The sequence below is a fragment of the Klebsiella sp. BIGb0132 genome (assembly GCF_024810075.1).
Taxonomy (GTDB): Bacteria; Pseudomonadota; Gammaproteobacteria; order Enterobacterales; family Enterobacteriaceae; genus Klebsiella; species Klebsiella terrigena.
The window spans coordinates 80,120-96,310 of sequence record NZ_JANUDW010000007.1 but is presented as its reverse complement, the minus strand read 5'-3'; the positions used below and the strand labels follow the sequence as shown (position 1 = coordinate 96,310).

Annotated in this window: 16 protein-coding genes and 1 pseudogene; 4 read left to right on the top strand and 13 right to left on the bottom strand. The window is 59.7% G+C overall.

Annotation, left to right across the window (positions count from 1 at the left end):
• The first annotated feature begins 16 nt into the window (after window positions 1-16).
• A complete protein-coding gene (mug, locus tag M2416_RS18705; protein ID WP_041147304.1) occupies window positions 17-523 on the top strand; it encodes a G/U mismatch-specific DNA glycosylase in 507 nt (168 codons plus the stop codon).
• Window positions 524-598: 75 nt separating this feature from the next.
• Here mug and rpoD read toward each other — a convergent pair whose 3' ends face one another.
• The 3 genes from rpoD to rpsU all read right to left on the bottom strand — a co-directional run bounded on the left by rpoD (window position 599) and on the right by rpsU (window position 4,783).
• Window positions 599-2,443: an RNA polymerase sigma factor RpoD gene (gene rpoD, locus M2416_RS18700; RefSeq protein WP_041147303.1), complete on the bottom strand. Its 1,845-nt coding sequence runs from the start codon at window positions 2,441-2,443 to the stop codon at window positions 599-601.
• 150 nt (window positions 2,444-2,593) lie between these two features.
• The gene (gene dnaG / locus M2416_RS18695) at window positions 2,594-4,339 is read right to left on the bottom strand and encodes a DNA primase (protein ID WP_041147302.1); all 1,746 of its coding nucleotides are present in this window, start codon (window positions 4,337-4,339) and stop codon (window positions 2,594-2,596) included.
• A 228-nt stretch (window positions 4,340-4,567) separates the two neighbouring features.
• Entirely contained in the window at window positions 4,568-4,783 is a 216-nt protein-coding gene (rpsU, locus tag M2416_RS18690; RefSeq protein ID WP_001144069.1) for a 30S ribosomal protein S21, read from the bottom strand.
• A 349-nt stretch (window positions 4,784-5,132) separates the two neighbouring features.
• Here rpsU and tsaD point away from each other — a divergent pair, with 349 nt between their 5' ends.
• Complete coding sequence (tsaD, locus tag M2416_RS18685; RefSeq protein WP_259226299.1) at window positions 5,133-6,146, top strand: tRNA (adenosine(37)-N6)-threonylcarbamoyltransferase complex transferase subunit TsaD; 1,014 nt, start codon at window positions 5,133-5,135, stop codon at window positions 6,144-6,146.
• Window positions 6,147-6,203: 57 nt separating this feature from the next.
• Here tsaD and M2416_RS18680 read toward each other — a convergent pair whose 3' ends face one another.
• From M2416_RS18680 to M2416_RS18645, 8 genes are all read right to left on the bottom strand, one after another.
• On the bottom strand, window positions 6,204-7,811 hold the full coding sequence (locus M2416_RS18680) for a purine-cytosine permease family protein (RefSeq protein WP_041147300.1): 1,608 nt from the start codon (window positions 7,809-7,811) through the stop codon (window positions 6,204-6,206).
• A 151-nt stretch (window positions 7,812-7,962) separates the two neighbouring features.
• Complete coding sequence (gene ureG / locus M2416_RS18675) at window positions 7,963-8,580, bottom strand: urease accessory protein UreG (RefSeq protein ID WP_041147299.1); 618 nt, start codon at window positions 8,578-8,580, stop codon at window positions 7,963-7,965.
• Window positions 8,581-8,588: 8 nt separating this feature from the next.
• Window positions 8,589-9,263 (bottom strand): urease accessory protein UreF, encoded by a 675-nt coding sequence (locus M2416_RS18670; protein ID WP_076946613.1) that lies wholly within the window; start codon window positions 9,261-9,263, stop codon window positions 8,589-8,591.
• Entirely contained in the window at window positions 9,264-9,758 is a 495-nt protein-coding gene (gene ureE, locus M2416_RS18665; RefSeq protein ID WP_041147297.1) for an urease accessory protein UreE, read from the bottom strand. It lies immediately after the preceding gene.
• Between the two features lie 9 nt (window positions 9,759-9,767).
• Complete coding sequence (gene ureC, locus M2416_RS18660) at window positions 9,768-11,471, bottom strand: urease subunit alpha (RefSeq protein ID WP_041147296.1); 1,704 nt, start codon at window positions 11,469-11,471, stop codon at window positions 9,768-9,770.
• Window positions 11,464-11,784: an urease subunit beta gene (locus M2416_RS18655; RefSeq protein WP_041147295.1), complete on the bottom strand. Its 321-nt coding sequence runs from the start codon at window positions 11,782-11,784 to the stop codon at window positions 11,464-11,466. The genes ureC and M2416_RS18655 overlap by 8 nt, the downstream gene beginning before the upstream one ends.
• 9 nt (window positions 11,785-11,793) lie before the next feature.
• Entirely contained in the window at window positions 11,794-12,096 is a 303-nt protein-coding gene (locus M2416_RS18650) for an urease subunit gamma (RefSeq protein WP_041147294.1), read from the bottom strand.
• 9 nt (window positions 12,097-12,105) lie between these two features.
• Window positions 12,106-12,930 carry an urease accessory protein UreD gene (locus tag M2416_RS18645; RefSeq protein ID WP_135183947.1) on the bottom strand — a complete coding sequence of 275 codons (825 nt, stop codon included), beginning with the start codon at window positions 12,928-12,930 and terminating at the stop codon, window positions 12,106-12,108.
• On the opposite strand from M2416_RS18645, the pseudogene M2416_RS18640 reads away from it, so the two are divergent.
• Window positions 12,920-13,003: pseudogene (locus M2416_RS18640) on the top strand (short-chain dehydrogenase); the annotation flags it as partial. The gene M2416_RS18645 and the pseudogene M2416_RS18640 sit on opposite strands and share 11 nt — an antisense overlap.
• Window positions 13,004-13,154: 151 nt before the next feature.
• Here M2416_RS18640 and M2416_RS18635 read toward each other — a convergent pair.
• Together M2416_RS18635 and plsY are read right to left on the bottom strand one after the other, a co-directional pair.
• Complete coding sequence (locus tag M2416_RS18635) at window positions 13,155-14,624, bottom strand: MFS transporter (protein WP_259226298.1); 1,470 nt, start codon at window positions 14,622-14,624, stop codon at window positions 13,155-13,157.
• 210 nt (window positions 14,625-14,834) lie between these two features.
• Window positions 14,835-15,455 (bottom strand): glycerol-3-phosphate 1-O-acyltransferase PlsY, encoded by a 621-nt coding sequence (gene plsY / locus M2416_RS18630; protein ID WP_041147754.1) that lies wholly within the window; start codon window positions 15,453-15,455, stop codon window positions 14,835-14,837.
• Between the two features lie 230 nt (window positions 15,456-15,685).
• On the opposite strand from plsY, the gene folB reads away from it, so the two are divergent.
• A complete protein-coding gene (folB, locus tag M2416_RS18625) occupies window positions 15,686-16,069 on the top strand; it encodes a bifunctional dihydroneopterin aldolase/7,8-dihydroneopterin epimerase (RefSeq protein ID WP_076946616.1) in 384 nt (127 codons plus the stop codon).
• Window positions 16,070-16,191: the final 122 nt, after the last annotated feature.

Genomic DNA, 16,191 nt, shown 5'->3' with positions numbered 1-16,191 from the left:
TTGAGCAGGGGACAAGATGATTAACGATATTCTGGCACCGAACCTGCGGGTGGTCTTCTGCGGGATCAATCCGGGAAAATCCTCCGCCCATACCGGCTTTCACTTCGCGCATGCGGGAAACCGCTTCTGGAAGGTGATTCACCAGGCCGGCTTTACCGACCGGCTGCTGAAGCCGGAAGAGGAGCTCCAGCTGCTCGACACCCGATGCGGGATCACCATGCTGGTGGAGCGTCCGACGGTGCAGGCCAGCGAAGTGGCGCTGCAGGAGCTGCGCAGCGGCGGGCGAGAGCTGGTGCGCAAAATAGAGGAGTATCAGCCGCGGGCGCTGGCGGTTCTCGGCAAGCAGGCCTTCGAGAAGGCGTTTCAGGCGCGCAGCGTGAAGTGGGGCAGGCAGCAGGCGACCATCGGGGCGACCGAGCTGTGGGTGCTGCCGAATCCCAGCGGACTGAACCGGGCGACGCTCGATAAGCTGGTGGAGGCGTATCGCGAGCTTGACGATGCGCTGGCGACGCGCGGGCTATAGCCTTCGCGCCTGGGGGGAAACGCCGGGCAAAAAAAAGCTCCCCGTGGGGAGCTTTTTGCATTTATTGCCTGACGATTAATCGTCGAGGAAGCTACGCAGAACCTCAGAGCGGCTCGGGTGGCGCAGCTTGCGCAGCGCTTTCGCTTCGATCTGACGAATACGTTCGCGGGTGACGTCGAACTGTTTACCCACTTCTTCCAGCGTGTGGTCGGTATTCATGTCGATACCGAAACGCATACGCAGGACCTTCGCTTCACGGGCGGTCAGGCCGGCCAGAACGTCGTGAGTGGCAGCGCGCAGGCTTTCCGTGGTGGCGGAATCCAGCGGCAGCTCGAGGGTGGTATCCTCGATGAAATCACCCAGATGCGAATCTTCATCGTCGCCGATCGGCGTTTCCATGGAGATCGGCTCTTTGGCGATTTTCAGCACCTTACGAATTTTATCTTCCGGCATCAGCATGCGCTCGGCCAGCTCTTCCGGCGTCGGCTCGCGGCCCATTTCCTGCAGCATCTGGCGAGAGATACGGTTGAGCTTGTTGATCGTCTCAATCATATGCACCGGAATACGGATGGTGCGCGCCTGATCCGCGATGGAGCGGGTGATCGCCTGACGGATCCACCAGGTTGCATAGGTGGAGAACTTGTAGCCGCGACGGTATTCGAACTTATCTACCGCCTTCATCAGGCCGATGTTACCTTCCTGAATCAGGTCGAGGAACTGCAGGCCGCGGTTGGTGTATTTCTTGGCGATAGAAATAACCAGACGCAAGTTTGCTTCAACCATCTCTTTCTTCGCACGGCGGGCTTTCGCTTCACCGATGGACATACGACGGTTGATATCCTTAACCTGCTCGATGGTCAGGCCGGTTTCTTCTTCAATCTGCTGCAGCTTCATCAGGCCGCGCTGAACGTCTTCTTTGACGTCGTGCAGCTTTTCAGACCACGGTTTGTTCATGGCCACGGCCGCGTTGAACCAGGTTTCGCTGGTTTCGTTGCCGGTGAACAGAGTGATGAAGTTTTTCTTCGGCATTTTGCACTGTTCGACGCACAGCTTCATGATGATGCGTTCCTGAGTACGCACTCGGTCCATCATGCTACGCATGCTGCCGACCAGGTAATCGAACTGTTTCGGTACCAGGCGGAACTGTTTAAAGACTTCAGACAGCTTGAGAATTTCTTCCTGTGCTGCAGCGTGGCTACGGCCTTTTGCTTTGATGGTGTCGCGGGTCAGTTCGTACTGCGTACGCAGCTCACCGAATTTCTCGCGCGCCAGCTCAGGGTCGATGCTGTTGTCGTCATCGCTGCTGTCGTCGTCTTCTTCTTCTTCATCTTCTTCGTCGTCATCCATCTCTTCCTGAGACAGTTCGGAGCCGACGTGCGTGGCGGTTGGCGCCATGTCTTCTTCGGCGTTCGGATCGACGAATCCGGTGATCAGGTCTGACAGACGCGCTTCTTCAGCTTCAACGCGATCGTACTGTTCCAGCAGGTAGGTAATGGCTTCCGGATATTCGGCAACGGAGCACTGGACCTGATTGATCCCGTCTTCGATGCGCTTAGCGATGTCAATTTCGCCTTCGCGGGTCAGCAGTTCCACGGTACCCATTTCGCGCATGTACATGCGCACCGGGTCGGTCGTGCGTCCGATCTCTGATTCAACACTGGACAGAACCTGTGCAGCAGCTTCTTCTGCATCTTCGTCGGTGTTGTTGCTGTTTTCAGCCAGCAGCAGATCGTCGGCATCCGGTGCTTCTTCCATCACCTGAATGCCCATATCATTGATCATTTGGATGATGTCTTCGATCTGATCGGAGTCGACGATATCTTCCGGCAGATGGTCATTGACCTCGGCATAGGTCAGATAGCCTTGCTCCTTACCACGTTGGACAAGAAGCTTCAGCTGTGACTGCGGGTTTTGCTCCATAAGACGGTATCCACACTTAATTCGTTTGATTGGTGTTGGCAGACAAACTGCCAGCATTTAAAGCGAGGGCGTACTTATATTATTGCCGCTGCGCCTCAGCGCGGCTGTCGGGGGCTTCCCGAACGATATTCGGCACTTAAGCCGTGCAATTCATTTTTTTGCCAGCTCCTGGCTGATAGTCCAGAGCTCCCGGCGTTCCTCACTGCTTAAGCCGTGCGTGCGATCGCGAGCTATCAACTCTTCCTGTCGCAGTTCAAGCAGTGAATCAAACATATGGTTGAGCGAGTCGGTGAAGGTTTTTTCCGCGATATCTTTATCTGCTATATCGTCCCACATCGACAGTTTTTCAAGGGTGGCGGCCTCATTTGTGCCGCGATACTGCTCTAAAAGTTGTCCGGTGGTCAGACCTGGCTGAGACAGACAGGTGTTAACCAGTTCGCTGAATAAGCCCAGTCCCGGCATTCTACGCTGATCCAGGCCCGCTAAAGGCGGTACCAGCGGTGCCAGATCCGGATTTTGCACCAGCAGTCCTATCAGTATACGCATGGTCGTGCGTTTTAGCTGTGGAGCAGGGCGCGGTGCGCCATTTTCTGTCAGCTTTGGCATTAAACGTTCAAGCTGGGCGTCATCTAAAATCCCCAGCTTGTTGCCCAACTCCTGGCGCAGATAGATGCGCAGCGTCTCGCCCGGAACTTGCGTTATCAGCGGCAGCGCCAGCGTGCTGAGCTGCGCGCGCCCGTCCGGGGTGCTCAAATCAACCTGCGGCAGCAGGCTGTTAAACAAAAACGTGGAGAGCGGCTGAGCCTGCTCCATCCGCGCTTCAAACGCGGCCTTACCCTCTTTACGCACCAGCGTATCCGGGTCTTCACCGTCGGGTAGAAACATAAAGCGCAGCTGGCGGCCGTCGGTCATATACGGCAGCGCGGTCTCCAGCGCTCGCCAGGCTGCCTCGCGGCCCGCCCGGTCGCCGTCGTAACAGCAGATGACCTGATTGGTCGCCCGGAACAGCAGCTGAATATGGTCGGCTGTCGTCGAGGTGCCAAGGGACGCGACGGCATAGTTAATGTCGTACTGCGCCAGCGCTACGACGTCCATATAGCCTTCGACAACTAACAGGCGCGGCGGTTCGGCGTTGTTCTGCTGCGCTTCATACAGGCCGTACAGCTGACGACCTTTATGGAAAATATCGGTTTCCGGGGAGTTAAGGTACTTCGGCAGGGCATCACCCAGCACGCGACCACCAAAACCAATTACCCGGCCTCGCTTATCGCGGATCGGGAACATCACCCGTTCGCGGAAGCGGTCGTAACTGCGTCCCTTATCGTTAGTCACCAGCATGCCGGCGTCGATAAGCGACTGGCGGTTTTCTTGATTGCCGCCAAAACGTTTTAAAACGTTATCCCAACCGGGTGGCGCGTAGCCAATCGCAAAGCGCGCAATGACCTCGCTGCTTAAACCACGCTTGTCCAGATACTGGCGCGCAGGGTCGGCGGCGGGTTGCTGCAAAGACTGCTGATAAAACGCATTCAGACCATCCATCAGCTGATAGAGACTTTGCCGTTGATGGCGCTCTATCTGACTGGGTCCGTTGCCCGCTTCGTACGGCACTTCAAGGTTGTGCATGGCGGCCAGCTCTTCGACCGTCTCCACGAACTCGAGCTTGTCGTAGTTCATCAGGAAGTCGACGGCGTTGCCGTGCGCACCGCAGCCGAAGCAGTGGTAAAACTGTTTTTCACCGTTGACGGTAAAAGAGGGGGTTTTTTCGTTATGAAATGGACAGCACGCGTGGTAGTTCTTGCCCTGCTTTTTGAGCTTTACCCGCGCGTCGATAAGATCGACGATGTCGGTTCGCGCCAGCAGGTCATTGATAAATACGCGTGGGATTCGTCCAGCCATAGGCCCCGTAATTATACACCTTATCCAACAAGCTGCTTCAGCGCCGATGCGCCCCTGCCGCCGACGTCAGTCAGCTCCCGGGATTCGCTCTTATGCTGCTTTGATGCATCCTGAAGGGGTGAGTGTATATGCTAATGCATAAACGAAAATAAGCCGCGCATTCCTTCCGGAAGCACGGCCTTACAACTTACAACTCAGCCTGAATTGAGGGCTTTAGCCCTCAACAGATTAGTACAGACGAGTGCGGCGTGCGTTTTCGCGAGCCAGTTTCTTCGCGTGACGTTTCACTGCAGAAGCTTTAGCGCGCTTACGTTCGGTAGTCGGTTTTTCATAGAACTCACGACGACGAACTTCCGCCAGAACACCTGCTTTTTCACAGGAACGCTTGAAGCGACGCAGAGCTACGTCGAACGGCTCGTTTTCACGTACTTTAATTACCGGCATGTGCCTCTCACCTTTGATTAATTCGGTTTGCTGCTGGCATCAGCGCCAGCTTATTTCAAAATGGTGCGGAATTTTACTGCAACTACTGCTGCTTTGTAAAGCACCTGCGCCCTTTTTGAAAGGACTTTTATAAGGGTGAGGAGTATACACGAGGGTTCTTGCTGGGGCGAACAAAGTTTTATGTCCGCCGCGCCGGCGAGCATCCTGCGCCAGGCTTTTACCGCCCGCCCTGGCCGCGTATCCCTTGTGGGCTCCGGCCCCCGTCGCGCTGCTGCCTGCAATTCTTAGGGTATACATCAACCCGCATTGGTCCTAAACTGCGCGGTATTAGAGCGAGGTAAAACAAGACATGCGTGTACTGGGTATTGAAACATCCTGCGATGAAACCGGCATCGCCATTTACGACGATAAGCAAGGCCTGCTGGCCAACCAATTGTATAGTCAGGTGAAACTTCACGCTGACTACGGCGGCGTGGTGCCTGAGCTGGCTTCGCGCGATCACGTGCGTAAAACGGTACCGCTGATCCAGGCGGCGCTGAAAGAGGCCGGACTGACGGCGAAAGATATCGATGCGGTTGCCTACACCGCCGGGCCGGGGCTGGTCGGCGCGCTGCTGGTTGGCGCCACGGTGGGCCGTTCGCTGGCGTTCGCCTGGAACGTCCCGGCGATCCCGGTACACCATATGGAAGGGCATCTGCTGGCGCCGATGCTGGAAGATAATCCGCCGGACTATCCTTTTGTGGCGCTGCTGGTTTCCGGCGGCCATACCCAGCTGATTAGCGTGACCGGCATTGGCCAGTATGAGCTGCTGGGCGAATCGATAGACGATGCGGCAGGGGAAGCGTTTGATAAGACCGCCAAGCTGCTGGGTCTCGATTATCCCGGCGGCCCGATGCTCTCTAAAATGGCCGCCCAGGGCAGCGAAGGCCGTTTTGTCTTCCCGCGGCCGATGACCGATCGCCCGGGGCTGGATTTTAGCTTCTCTGGCCTGAAGACCTTTGCCGCCAACACCATTCGTAATAATGAGAATGACGACCAGACCCGGGCGGACATTGCGCGGGCGTTTGAAGATGCGGTGGTGGATACGCTGATGATTAAGTGCCGTCGGGCGCTGGATCAGACCGGCTTTAAGCGGCTGGTGATGGCGGGCGGCGTGAGCGCCAACCGCACGCTGCGCGCGAAGCTGGCCGAGATGATGCAAAAGCGCGGCGGGGAAGTGTTTTACGCCCGCCCCGAGTTCTGTACCGACAACGGCGCGATGATCGCCTATGCCGGAATGGTGCGCCTGCGGACCGGCGCGAAGCCCGACCTCGGCGTCACCGTGCGCCCGCGCTGGCCGCTCGCCGAGCTGCCGACGGCCTGATCCTGCTCACAGGCCGACCTCGCGTCGGCCTGACTTTTTGCACTCTACTGTTCTTCGCTATTCCATACTCTTACACAGCGAGCAAATGGCCCCCTGATGTTTTGCCGAGTGCATCACGTCCGGACGCTCGTACTCTTCCCGGCAGGTCACGCAGCGATACACGGTGGTGGAGGCGTTCCCCTGCGCGTCATAGCGCGGTTCGGCAATGCCATCATCGTGCTGTTTGATGTAGTAGCGCCCGCGTGTCAGAATGCCCATCAGCGGCGTCATCACCAGCGCTATAACCAGCGCAATCAGCGGCGAGAACGGGGCGAGGGTGGCGCCGAGCAGGCCGAAGAACGCGCAGATAGAGAGCCCGGCGGCGAGAGCAAAGGAAACCACCCCCACCGGGTTAACGTTATAGATCATTCCCCGACGATACTCCGGCTGGGCCGGTGCCAGCTTCAGCAGGCCTTTATTGACGGTAATATCGGTCGCCACCACCACGACCCAGGCAATGGCGAAGTTGGAGTAAAAGCCGAGGATCCACGACAGGGCGCTGAACATATCGCCCTCCATCAGCGCCAGCGCAATGGCGAGGTTGACGACAACAAAGACGATCCGCCCCGGATAGCTGCGGGTGGTGCGCGTCCAGGCGCTGGTCCAGGCCAGCGAGCCGGAGTAGGCGTTGGTGACGTTAATTTTAATCTGCGAGATAACCACCAGCACCACGGCCAGGGTCAGCGCCAGCCAGCCGGGCACCATGTTATCAAAGACGCTGACGAACTGCTGAACCGGCTCGGTGTTATGTACCGCCGGGAAGCGGGTCAGCAGGTAGAAGCCGAGGAAGGCGCCAATAATCTGCTTGATCGCCCCCAGCACCACCCAGCCCGGACCGGCGGAAAAGACCGCCAGCCACCAGCTCCTGCTGTTCTCCGCCGTTTTCGGCGGCATAAAGCGCAGATAGTCAATCTGCTCGCCGATCTGCATGATCAGCGACAGGCACACCCCGGCGCCCAGCATGATGGCGGTTAAATCCACGCGCGAGGCGTCGTTCTTGCCGGCAAAGTTCATAAAGCCATCCACCAGCTGCGGGTCTTTGGCGATAAGCCAGGCCACCGGCACGACCATCAGCACCAGCCACAGCGGCGTGGTCCAGACCTGCAGACGGGTCAGGGCCTTCATGCCGTAAACGACCAGCGGCAGCACCATCAGGGTGGCGATGAGGTAGCCCATCCACAGCGGGATCCCGAGGCCAACCAGCAGCCCCTGCGCCATAATCGAGCCCTCAAGGGCGAAGAAGATAAAGGTAAATCCGGCAAAAATGATGCTGGTAATGACCGAACCAAAATAGCCGAATCCGGCGCTGCGGGTGATTAAATCGAGGTCGATGTTATAGCGGGCGGCGGTGATCGCCAGCGGAATACCGGTCAGGAAAATCACCAGCGCGGCCAGCAGAATCGAGTAAATGGCGTTGGTGGTGCCCCACGCCATGCCGATGCTGGCGCCGATAGAAAAGTCGGCCAGGTAGGCGATGCCGCCCAGCGCGGTGACGGCGACGACGCCTGGCCCCCAGCGGCGAAAGCTCAGTGGAGCGTAGCGCAGGGTGTAATCTTCTAATGTTTCACGGGAGCCGGCGGTGCCGGTTTGCGCAGGTAGCTCAGTTTTTATATCCAGTGACGACATAGTCATTCCTTAATGGTCAGGTATGACTGTAATTAGCAAACCTTATGCCACTTCGTAGAGCAGGCGCCGCAGGGGCCGCGGGGGAAGGGAGGATAAAAAGAGGGCGTCGAATGCACCATCCGGGCGCGGGCGCGTCCGGATGGTGCACGGCCTAGCGGCGCAGCATGCCTTTGTCTTCGAGGAAGTCAATGATGCTCTGCAGGCCGTCGCCGCTTTTCAGGTTAGTAAAGGCCCACGGACGCTCGCCGCGCATCCGCATGGTGTCGCGCTCCATCACTTCCAACGAGGCGCCCACATACGGTGCAAGGTCGGTTTTGTTGATCACCAGGAAGTCCGATTTGGTGATCCCCGGGCCGCCTTTACGCGGGATTTTCTCCCCTTCCGCCACATCGATAACGTAGATGGTCAGATCCGCCAGCTCAGGGCTAAAGGTTGCGCTAAGGTTATCGCCGCCGCTTTCGACGAAGATAAGCTCGAGGTTACCGAACTTTTCGCTCAGCGCTTCCACCGCCGCCAGGTTCATCGACGCGTCTTCGCGGATGGCGGTGTGCGGGCAGCCGCCGGTTTCGACGCCGACGATCCGTTCCGGCTCCAGCGCGCCGGCTTCGGTGAGGATGCGCTGATCTTCTTTGGTGTAGATATCGTTGGTGACGACGGCCAGCTGATACGTATTACGCATGGCTTTACACAGCGCTTCCAGCAGCGCGGTTTTCCCGGAACCGACCGGGCCGCCGACGCCCACGCGCAGCGGATGTTTGTAGTTGTTCATGCTTTCTCCTAAGAACGGAATAGTCGGGAATACTGCGTTTCATGTCGGGCGGAGGCGATGGCGGTCAGCGGCGTGGAGGAGCCGATCGCCTCGTCAGGGGCGGCAAGCGCGCTGGCCATATCCGCTGCATAGCGATCGCACAGGCGGATGATCAGCTGCTGCGCCGCCTGTTGCCCAAAGGGCACCAGCTTAACGCCGGCCATCACCGCGCCCTCAATCCAGCTGTAGCCGAGGCTTAGCGCCATGTCGGGGAGGCTAATTTGCCAGCGCACGCCAAGCCAGGCCATGCCGGCCAGCTGGCTTTGCTGGCACAGCGTCCGCCACTCTTTGGGACACTCCGGCTGCCAGTCGGCAAGCAGTCGGGTGAACGCCGCCCCGCGATTACGCTCCTCTTCGCGCAGCTCGCGGGTTTCTCTGCAGGCGAGCAGGTACGCCGCCCAGCGCTGAGCCTCGGCCAGGTTGTTATCTTCGCAGGCGCGATAGAGGCGGGCGAACAGCGGCAGGTCGACGGTAAAAAAGCTCTGCTCCATCTGCTGCAGCTGCCAGCGCTCGAAGGCCGGAGTATCGGCCACCCAGCCCGCTTCTACCGCCCACTCCAACCCCTGCGACCAGCTATAGCCGCCGACCGGCAGGTTGCTGCTGGCCAGCTGCATCAGCCGCAGGCGTTTTTCCGGCGACGGCATTTAGTGACCGTGCCCGTGATGGTGGTCGTGGCCGCTATCGTGATGATGACCGTGGGCGTGCCCGTGGCTCTCGCTGGCGTAGGCGCCGGCTTCCGGTTCGAACGGCAGGTGGGCGAAGCTCACCTGCAGGCCGAACTGGCGCAGCATATCGTCCAGCACGTGGTCGTGGTGGTAGCGCAGCTCGCCGGGCATAATCTGCAGCGGAACGTGGCGGTTGCCGAGGTGATAGCAGGCTTTCGCCAGCGTAAACGGATCCTCGCAGCGCACGACGGAGACGCCCTCATCGGCGGCAACGACCGCGACGAACTCGCTGCCCTCTTCATTGCTCAGCACGTCACCGCCCCGCAGCAGCAGGCCGCGCGGCAGCAGCAGGCCCGCTTCGCGCCCGTCGTTAAGGGTGACTTTGATTCGGCTTTTTACCCGCACATCAATCGGCAGCGTGACGCTGGCCGTTGCCTGCACCGGCGCATCCACGCGTTGGGTCAGATACAGCATCCGGACTCCTTAAAACAGAAAGTAACGTTGCGCCATCGGCAGCACTTCTGCCGGTTCGCTGGTGATTAGCTCCCCGTCAATACGCACCTCATAGGTTTGCGCATCAACGGTAATATTGGGCTGCAGGCCGTTATGGATCATGTCGGCCTTCTGCAGCGTTCGGCAGCCCTTCACCGTGGCCGTGGCGCTGTGCAGATTGAGGCGCTGCGCCACGCCGCTCTCTACCGCCGCCTGCGACAGGAAGGTCAGTCGGCAGTGATGGCGGGCGCTGCCCAGCGCCCCGAACATCGGCCGATAGTGCACCGGCTGCGGGGTGGGAATCGAAGCGTTAATATCGCCCATTGGCGCGATGGCAATCATCCCGCCCTTCACCACGCACGCCGGCTTCACGCCGAAGAACGCCGGGGACCACAGCACCAGGTCCGCCATCTTGCCGGCCTCAATCGAGCCGACCTCGTGGGCGATACCGTGGGTCAGCGCCGGGTTTATGGTGTATTTCGCGATATAGCGCTTAACGCGAAAGTTGTCGTTGTCGCCGCGCTCTTCCGCCAGCGGACCGCGCTGGACCTTCATGCGGTGGGCGACCTGCCAGGTGCGCAGCACCACCTCGCCGACGCGGCCCATGGCCTGCGAATCGGAAGAGGTCAGCGAGAAGGCGCCGATATCGTGCAGGACGTCCTCGGCGGCGATGGTTTCGCGGCGAATGCGCGATTCGGCAAACGCCACGTCCTCCGCGATGTCCGGGTCGAGGTGATGGCAAACCATCAGCATATCGAGATGCTCATCGATGGTATTGACGGTGTAGGGCAGCGTCGGGTTAGTCGAAGAGGGCAGAATATTGGGGTGCGCGCAGGCGGTAATAATATCCGGCGCGTGGCCGCCGCCGGCGCCTTCGGTATGGAAGGTGTGGATGGTACGACCGCCAATCGCCGCCAGGGTATCTTCGACAAAGCCGGACTCGTTGAGGGTATCGCTGTGCAGCGCGACCTGAACGTCCATCTCATCGGCGACGGTCAGCGCGCAGTTGATAGCCGCGGGCGTCGCGCCCCAGTCTTCGTGGATTTTCAGGCCAATCACGCCAGCCGCCACCTGCTCGCGCAGCGCGTCAGGGTTGGAGCCGTTGCCTTTACCCAGCAGGCCGATGTTGACCGGCAGGCTATCCGCCGCCTGCAGCATCCGCGAGATATACCACGGCCCGGGCGTGCAGGTGGTGGCGTGGGTGCCCGCCGCCGGCCCGGTGCCGCCGCCGACCATGGTGGTGACGCCGGAGACCAGCGCCTCTTCCGCCTGCTGCGGGCAGATCCAGTGGATATGCGTATCGACGCCGCCGGCGGTGACTATCTTACCTTCGGCGGCAATGATTTCCGTCGCCGCGCCGATAGGGATGGTGACGTCAGGCTGGATATCCGGGTTGCCCGCTTTGCCAACGGCGAAGATGCGCCCCTCTTTGACGCCGATATCCGCTTTCACTATCCCCCAGTGATCGACGATCAGCGCGTTGGTCAGCACCAGATCGACGCACTCCGCTGAGAGCATTTGCCCCTGGCCCATGCCGTCGCGAATCACCTTTCCGCCGCCGAACTTCACCTCTTCGCCGTAGGTGGTGAGATCGTCCTCGACCTCTATCCACAGCTCGGTATCCGCGAGGCGAACCTTATCGCCGGTGGTGGGGCCAAACATATCGGCATAGGCCTGGCGTGAAATATTACTCATCGGTTGCCTCCAGTTTTCCCATCACCGCCCCGCGAAAGCCGTACACCGCGCGGGAGCCGGCAACGGCAACCAGCTCCACTTCACGCTTTTGCCCGGGTTCAAAACGGACCGCGGTACCGGCGGCGATATTCAGGCGATAGCCCGTCGCCTGCTCGCGGTCGAACTTCAGCGCCGGATTCACTTCGGCGAAGTGATAGTGCGATCCCACCTGAATAGGCCGGTCGCCGTGGTTTTCAACGATTATGCTGCGGGTCATGCGGCCAACGTTAAGGGCTATCTGGCCGGGCTTCACTTGGTACTCACCTGGGATCATCGCGAAACCTCAGATTATCGGATTGTGGACGGTGACCAGCTTCGAGCCGTCCGGGAAGGTGGCTTCGACCTGGATATCGGGGATCATTTCGGGCACGCCCTCCATCACCTGACTGCGGCTCAGGACGTGGCGGCCCTCTTCCATCAGCGCCGCCACGCTATTGCCGTCGCGGGCGCCCTCCATAATAAAGGCGCTAATTAACGCCACCGCTTCCGGGTAGTTCAGCTTCAGCCCGCGGGCCAGGCGGCGCTCCGCCACCAGCGCGGCGGTAAACAGCAGCAGCTTATCTTTCTCTCTGGGGGTCAGTTCCATAGCGTTCTCTTAGGTCAGCCAGATTCGGGGAGGAACCGGGAGTTTCCCGGTCAGATGCGGGCGCATAAACTGCCAGATATCGCGCATCGCCCGCTGGCACAGCAAATTATCATCACTTAAAAATCGGACCGTCAGCAGGCCGTCGGTCAGGCTGGCGCCGGCGTAGGTAGCAAGCGCGGTGAGCCGTTCGCGCACGCCGTCGAGCAGGGTCTCGTTGGCCGGATAGAACAGCAGCGTTCCTATCCACGGCCGCTGGGCAATGCAGGCCAGCTGGCCGTCGGCGAGACGCAGGCGTTCTACCAGCAGCGGCGTCTCATCAACCCACACCTCCAGCCGATTCGCGAGGGTGCCGTGGCTAAAGGTTTCGCCCATCACCGGGCGGCCGAGGCACAGCAGATCCCAGGCTAAAAGCGTGCTGGTGGCGCGAAGATGGAAGGTGGTCTGCAGATTAGCCCGCGCGCCGGGGAAAAAAATGGCGTCCTGCGGCAGCCATTCAAGAATAGCGTGCGGCGCGACGGTGAAGCGCTGGTGCAGATGCGCCTGCGCGCCGCTGCTGCGGTAAAACTTGCTGGCGCCGGGCATGGTCATCAGCGCGTGGCTGCCGTCGTCGAGGGCGGCGGTAATCGTCAGCTCGTCGCCGCCAACGATGCCGCCCGGCGGATGCAATAAATAGAGGTGGCAGGTTTCTTCTTCGGGATAAAAAGGGCGCTGGACGGTTAACGGGCCAACGTGACGGGAAGAGGTCAGGACCGTTTTATCGCCGATAGATTGAAAGCGGAGATCCAGCGTAGCCTGCCAGCCTTTTTTTGTCTGTGGTAACACGGTGCTGTGCAATGTTGCGCCCCTGCAAACTCAAGAAAAAACAGCAGCGATGAGTATTGATCGGCCGCAAAGCATCCCGATCATATGAAAAGCTTATGCTTATTATCCCCATAAACCGCCGCCGGCTGCGGATAGGGTCCATCCCTGGACCTTCCCCCGCAGGCGGGATCGCTACATGTTGAACGGTTGAGGGGCGGTGGGTAAAAGGCGCTCAGCGCGAGCGCCCGGAGGTAACGCTATTTATCCTGATAATCCTCGGCGTCGATATCGTAGCCCGACGGTTCCCAGCGGATGGCCAGCAGCGACAGCAGGCCAATGAGCGGCGCCGCGGCGATAACCCAAAAGACGCGCGTATCCAGCGCCGCGACCAGCAGCGGGAAGAGGAACAGCGACAGCGTTGAGCTGCTGCGCATCAGGGTTTGGTTGAGGCCGACGCCAACGCCGCGCAGCGACGTTGGGTAGCTCAGCGAGGCAAAGGTCATGGTATGCGCGCCGGGGCCAAAGCCCTGGCCGAAGAGGAACAGCGCCAGCATGGCGACCGCGGCGATCCCTTCGGCGGCCCCTTCCGGGCGGCCAATCAGCGCCAGCCCCAGCAGTGCCGCCAGCTGGCAGCCGTATCCCGCCAGCGACATTTTCCACGCCCCAAGGCGCGGCACCAGCCGTACCGCCAGCAGCCCGCCGACGAAGGCGAAGAGCAGGTTCAGCGCCAGCGAGATCAGGATTGTGGTTAGCATCGACTGCACGAAGAAGCTGGAGATAATCACCGGCAGGCCGAAGGCGACGGCGTTATAGGCGAATGACGAGACCACCGAGAGCAGCGTCGCCAGGGTCGTACGCCGCAGGTAAACTCCCTGGAACAGGCGTAAATAGTTGCTCCACTGCGCTTTTTTCACCATCGGCGCCGGTTTATCCAGCGCGTCCTGCGCCACGTGGGCGTTGATGTTGTACGCCTGGCGCAGAATCGAGGCCGCTTCACGCAGGTTGCCCTGATTGGCGGCCCAAACCGGCGACTCGCTCATATAGCGGCTGCGAATGGCGATAATCACCAGCGCGGGGATTGCGCCGAAGCCGAGGATCAGCCGCCACAGCCAGTCGCTATGGCTTTCCGGCAGCGCGGCGTAGAAAAACAGCACCAGCAGGTACGAAACGCTGATGGCGGCGTACCAGGTCGGGCACCACATGGCGACGCTGGCGGCTTTGTTGCCCGGCCCTTTGAGTTTAGAAAATTCGCTCAGGAAGGCCATCGCCACCGGCAGGTCGATGCCCACCCCGAGCCCCATAACAAACCGGGCGCCGGTGAGGACGTATTCGTTGGGCGCCAGCGCGCAGGCGATTGCGGCAACCACGAAGAACAGCATATCCGCCATAAAGACGCGGTAGCGGCCGATTTTATCCGTCAGATAGCCGCCCAGCAGCGCGCCGACGATGGCGCCGAAGGTGATGGCCGAGGCCACCATGCCGGTGCCGGCGGGCGTCAGGTTGAATTCACGGGTAATGTCCTTCAGGCCAAAGGCCAGGGAGCCGAGATCGTAGGCATCGAGAAAAATGCCGCCCAGCGCGATGCCCATGACGATGCGCGCGTTGTTGCGCCCGCTGCTGCCCTCGTTAATCAGGCGCGAAACGTCCGCCGCGCCGCGTATCCATTTAACTTCCCCGTCGGGTGACCCTGCCGCTGCAATCGGCGCCGAATTGATTACGTCTGTCATATTATTGTTCTGTTGTGTCTTATCAGGAGATTCAGAGTAAACATCGCCGGGCGGGCGAATAAATCATTTTTGGTTATAAGACATAACTAAGTGATTGTTGCAAAAGGTTTATCTTTGAAGCGGTAGCGCGGTGGAATGATTGGCTGTCAGGGCGGGAAATCAAAAGATATTGTCGGGGAAAATCGTGCCCGGCGGCGCCGGGCGCGGCGGTTATTTCTGCTGCGGTTTTTTCCTGTTCTTCTTCAGCCGGGCCCAGATTTTGGTCTCCTGGCGACGCCACAGGCGCTGGATGTTGTCGTGATGGCGCAGGAGGATCAGGCAGGAGAGCATCGATACCGGAAAGGTGTACTGCGGCTTGAACCACCAGACGTAGAACGGCGCAATAAGCGCGCTGACGATGGCGCCGAGCGAAGAGTAGCCGCTGAGCAGAATGGTCAGGAGCCAGGTTCCGGCCATGACGCCGGTGAGATCCCAGCCGATGGGGGCAATGGCGCCGAAGGCGGTCGCAACGCCCTTGCCGCCGCGAAAATTAAAGAACACCGGCCAGATATGACCAATGCAGGCGGCGATCGCCACCAGGCCCAGCCAGAAAGGAGTCAGACCGAGTGCCCACGCGCCCCAGACCGGCAGCATGCCTTTGAGCACGTCGAAAATAAGCACCGTTACGGCCGCTCCCTTGCCGCCAATTCGCAGGACGTTGGTCGCCCCGGGGTTGCCCGAGCCGCTATCGCGAGGGTCGGGCAGGCCGGCGAGGCGGCAAACCAGAATGGCGCTGGAAATTGAGCCGCAGAGGTAGGCAAGGATAACGAGTCCAGGCGCGATTGCACTCATCAGCTGTTCCATTTTGAAAGTGTCGTTTTATCCCCGTCATCCTTGGCGCGGCCGGTGCGTTGGCTCTCCTCGCGCGTCCGGATACATAGTGACGCTATGCTCCCGGAAGCTCGCTGCGCCGCCGCCTTCCTGCAACGCAAATTATTTAGGGGATGTCTTGGCATCTGTGGATAATACGCATAATTCGCCGGAAGTGGTATCCGGTTTAGCCAAAAAGCAGGCAGGTCGTGATGGATATTGTATTTATAGAGCAACTTTCGGTAATCACCACTATCGGTGTTTATGACTGGGAACAAACCATTGAACAGAAGCTGGTGTTCGATATCGAAATGGCGTGGGATAACCGCAAGGCGGCGTCCAGCGATGATGTGAGCGATTGCCTTAGCTATGCCGATATTAGCGAACTGGTTATCAACCACGTTGAAGGGGGCCGCTTTGCGCTGGTGGAGCGCGTCGCCGAAGAGATTGCCGATCTGCTGCTGGCAAAATTTTCCTCGCCGTGGGTGCGGATTAAAGTCAGCAAGCCGGGAGCGGTTGCCCGCGCGGCCAACGTCGGCGTCATCATTGAGCGTGGCCTTAATCTGAAACAAAACTTTTCAGGTCATATTGATTAAACAATTTGGGCTTATACAGGTCTTAGTGCCGGTCATCAGGTTATTTTATTTGCCATCTTCTCCTTGAACGGGGCTCGAATTCCTCGCGTACTCCGTGTACGCTCCGGAATTGACGCGCCGTC

What these genes read in the sequence shown, in the direction of transcription:
- mug (WP_041147304.1), top strand. Translation starts at nt 17, where the DNA reads ATGATTAACGATATTCTGGCACCGAACCTGCGGGTGGTCTTCTGCGGG.
- rpoD (WP_041147303.1), bottom strand. Translation starts at nt 2,443, where the DNA reads ATGGAGCAAAACCCGCAGTCACAGCTGAAGCTTCTTGTCCAACGTGGT.
- dnaG (WP_041147302.1), bottom strand. Translation starts at nt 4,339, where the DNA reads ATGGCTGGACGAATCCCACGCGTATTTATCAATGACCTGCTGGCGCGA.
- rpsU (WP_001144069.1), bottom strand. Translation starts at nt 4,783, where the DNA reads ATGCCGGTAATTAAAGTACGTGAAAACGAGCCGTTCGACGTAGCTCTG.
- tsaD (WP_259226299.1), top strand. Translation starts at nt 5,133, where the DNA reads ATGCGTGTACTGGGTATTGAAACATCCTGCGATGAAACCGGCATCGCC.
- M2416_RS18680 (WP_041147300.1), bottom strand. Translation starts at nt 7,811, where the DNA reads ATGTCGTCACTGGATATAAAAACTGAGCTACCTGCGCAAACCGGCACC.
- ureG (WP_041147299.1), bottom strand. Translation starts at nt 8,580, where the DNA reads ATGAACAACTACAAACATCCGCTGCGCGTGGGCGTCGGCGGCCCGGTC.
- M2416_RS18670 (WP_076946613.1), bottom strand. Translation starts at nt 9,263, where the DNA reads ATGCCGTCGCCGGAAAAACGCCTGCGGCTGATGCAGCTGGCCAGCAGC.
- ureE (WP_041147297.1), bottom strand. Translation starts at nt 9,758, where the DNA reads ATGCTGTATCTGACCCAACGCGTGGATGCGCCGGTGCAGGCAACGGCC.
- ureC (WP_041147296.1), bottom strand. Translation starts at nt 11,471, where the DNA reads ATGAGTAATATTTCACGCCAGGCCTATGCCGATATGTTTGGCCCCACC.
- M2416_RS18655 (WP_041147295.1), bottom strand. Translation starts at nt 11,784, where the DNA reads ATGATCCCAGGTGAGTACCAAGTGAAGCCCGGCCAGATAGCCCTTAAC.
- M2416_RS18650 (WP_041147294.1), bottom strand. Translation starts at nt 12,096, where the DNA reads ATGGAACTGACCCCCAGAGAGAAAGATAAGCTGCTGCTGTTTACCGCC.
- M2416_RS18635 (WP_259226298.1), bottom strand. Translation starts at nt 14,624, where the DNA reads ATGACAGACGTAATCAATTCGGCGCCGATTGCAGCGGCAGGGTCACCC.
- plsY (WP_041147754.1), bottom strand. Translation starts at nt 15,455, where the DNA reads ATGAGTGCAATCGCGCCTGGACTCGTTATCCTTGCCTACCTCTGCGGC.
- folB (WP_076946616.1), top strand. Translation starts at nt 15,686, where the DNA reads ATGGATATTGTATTTATAGAGCAACTTTCGGTAATCACCACTATCGGT.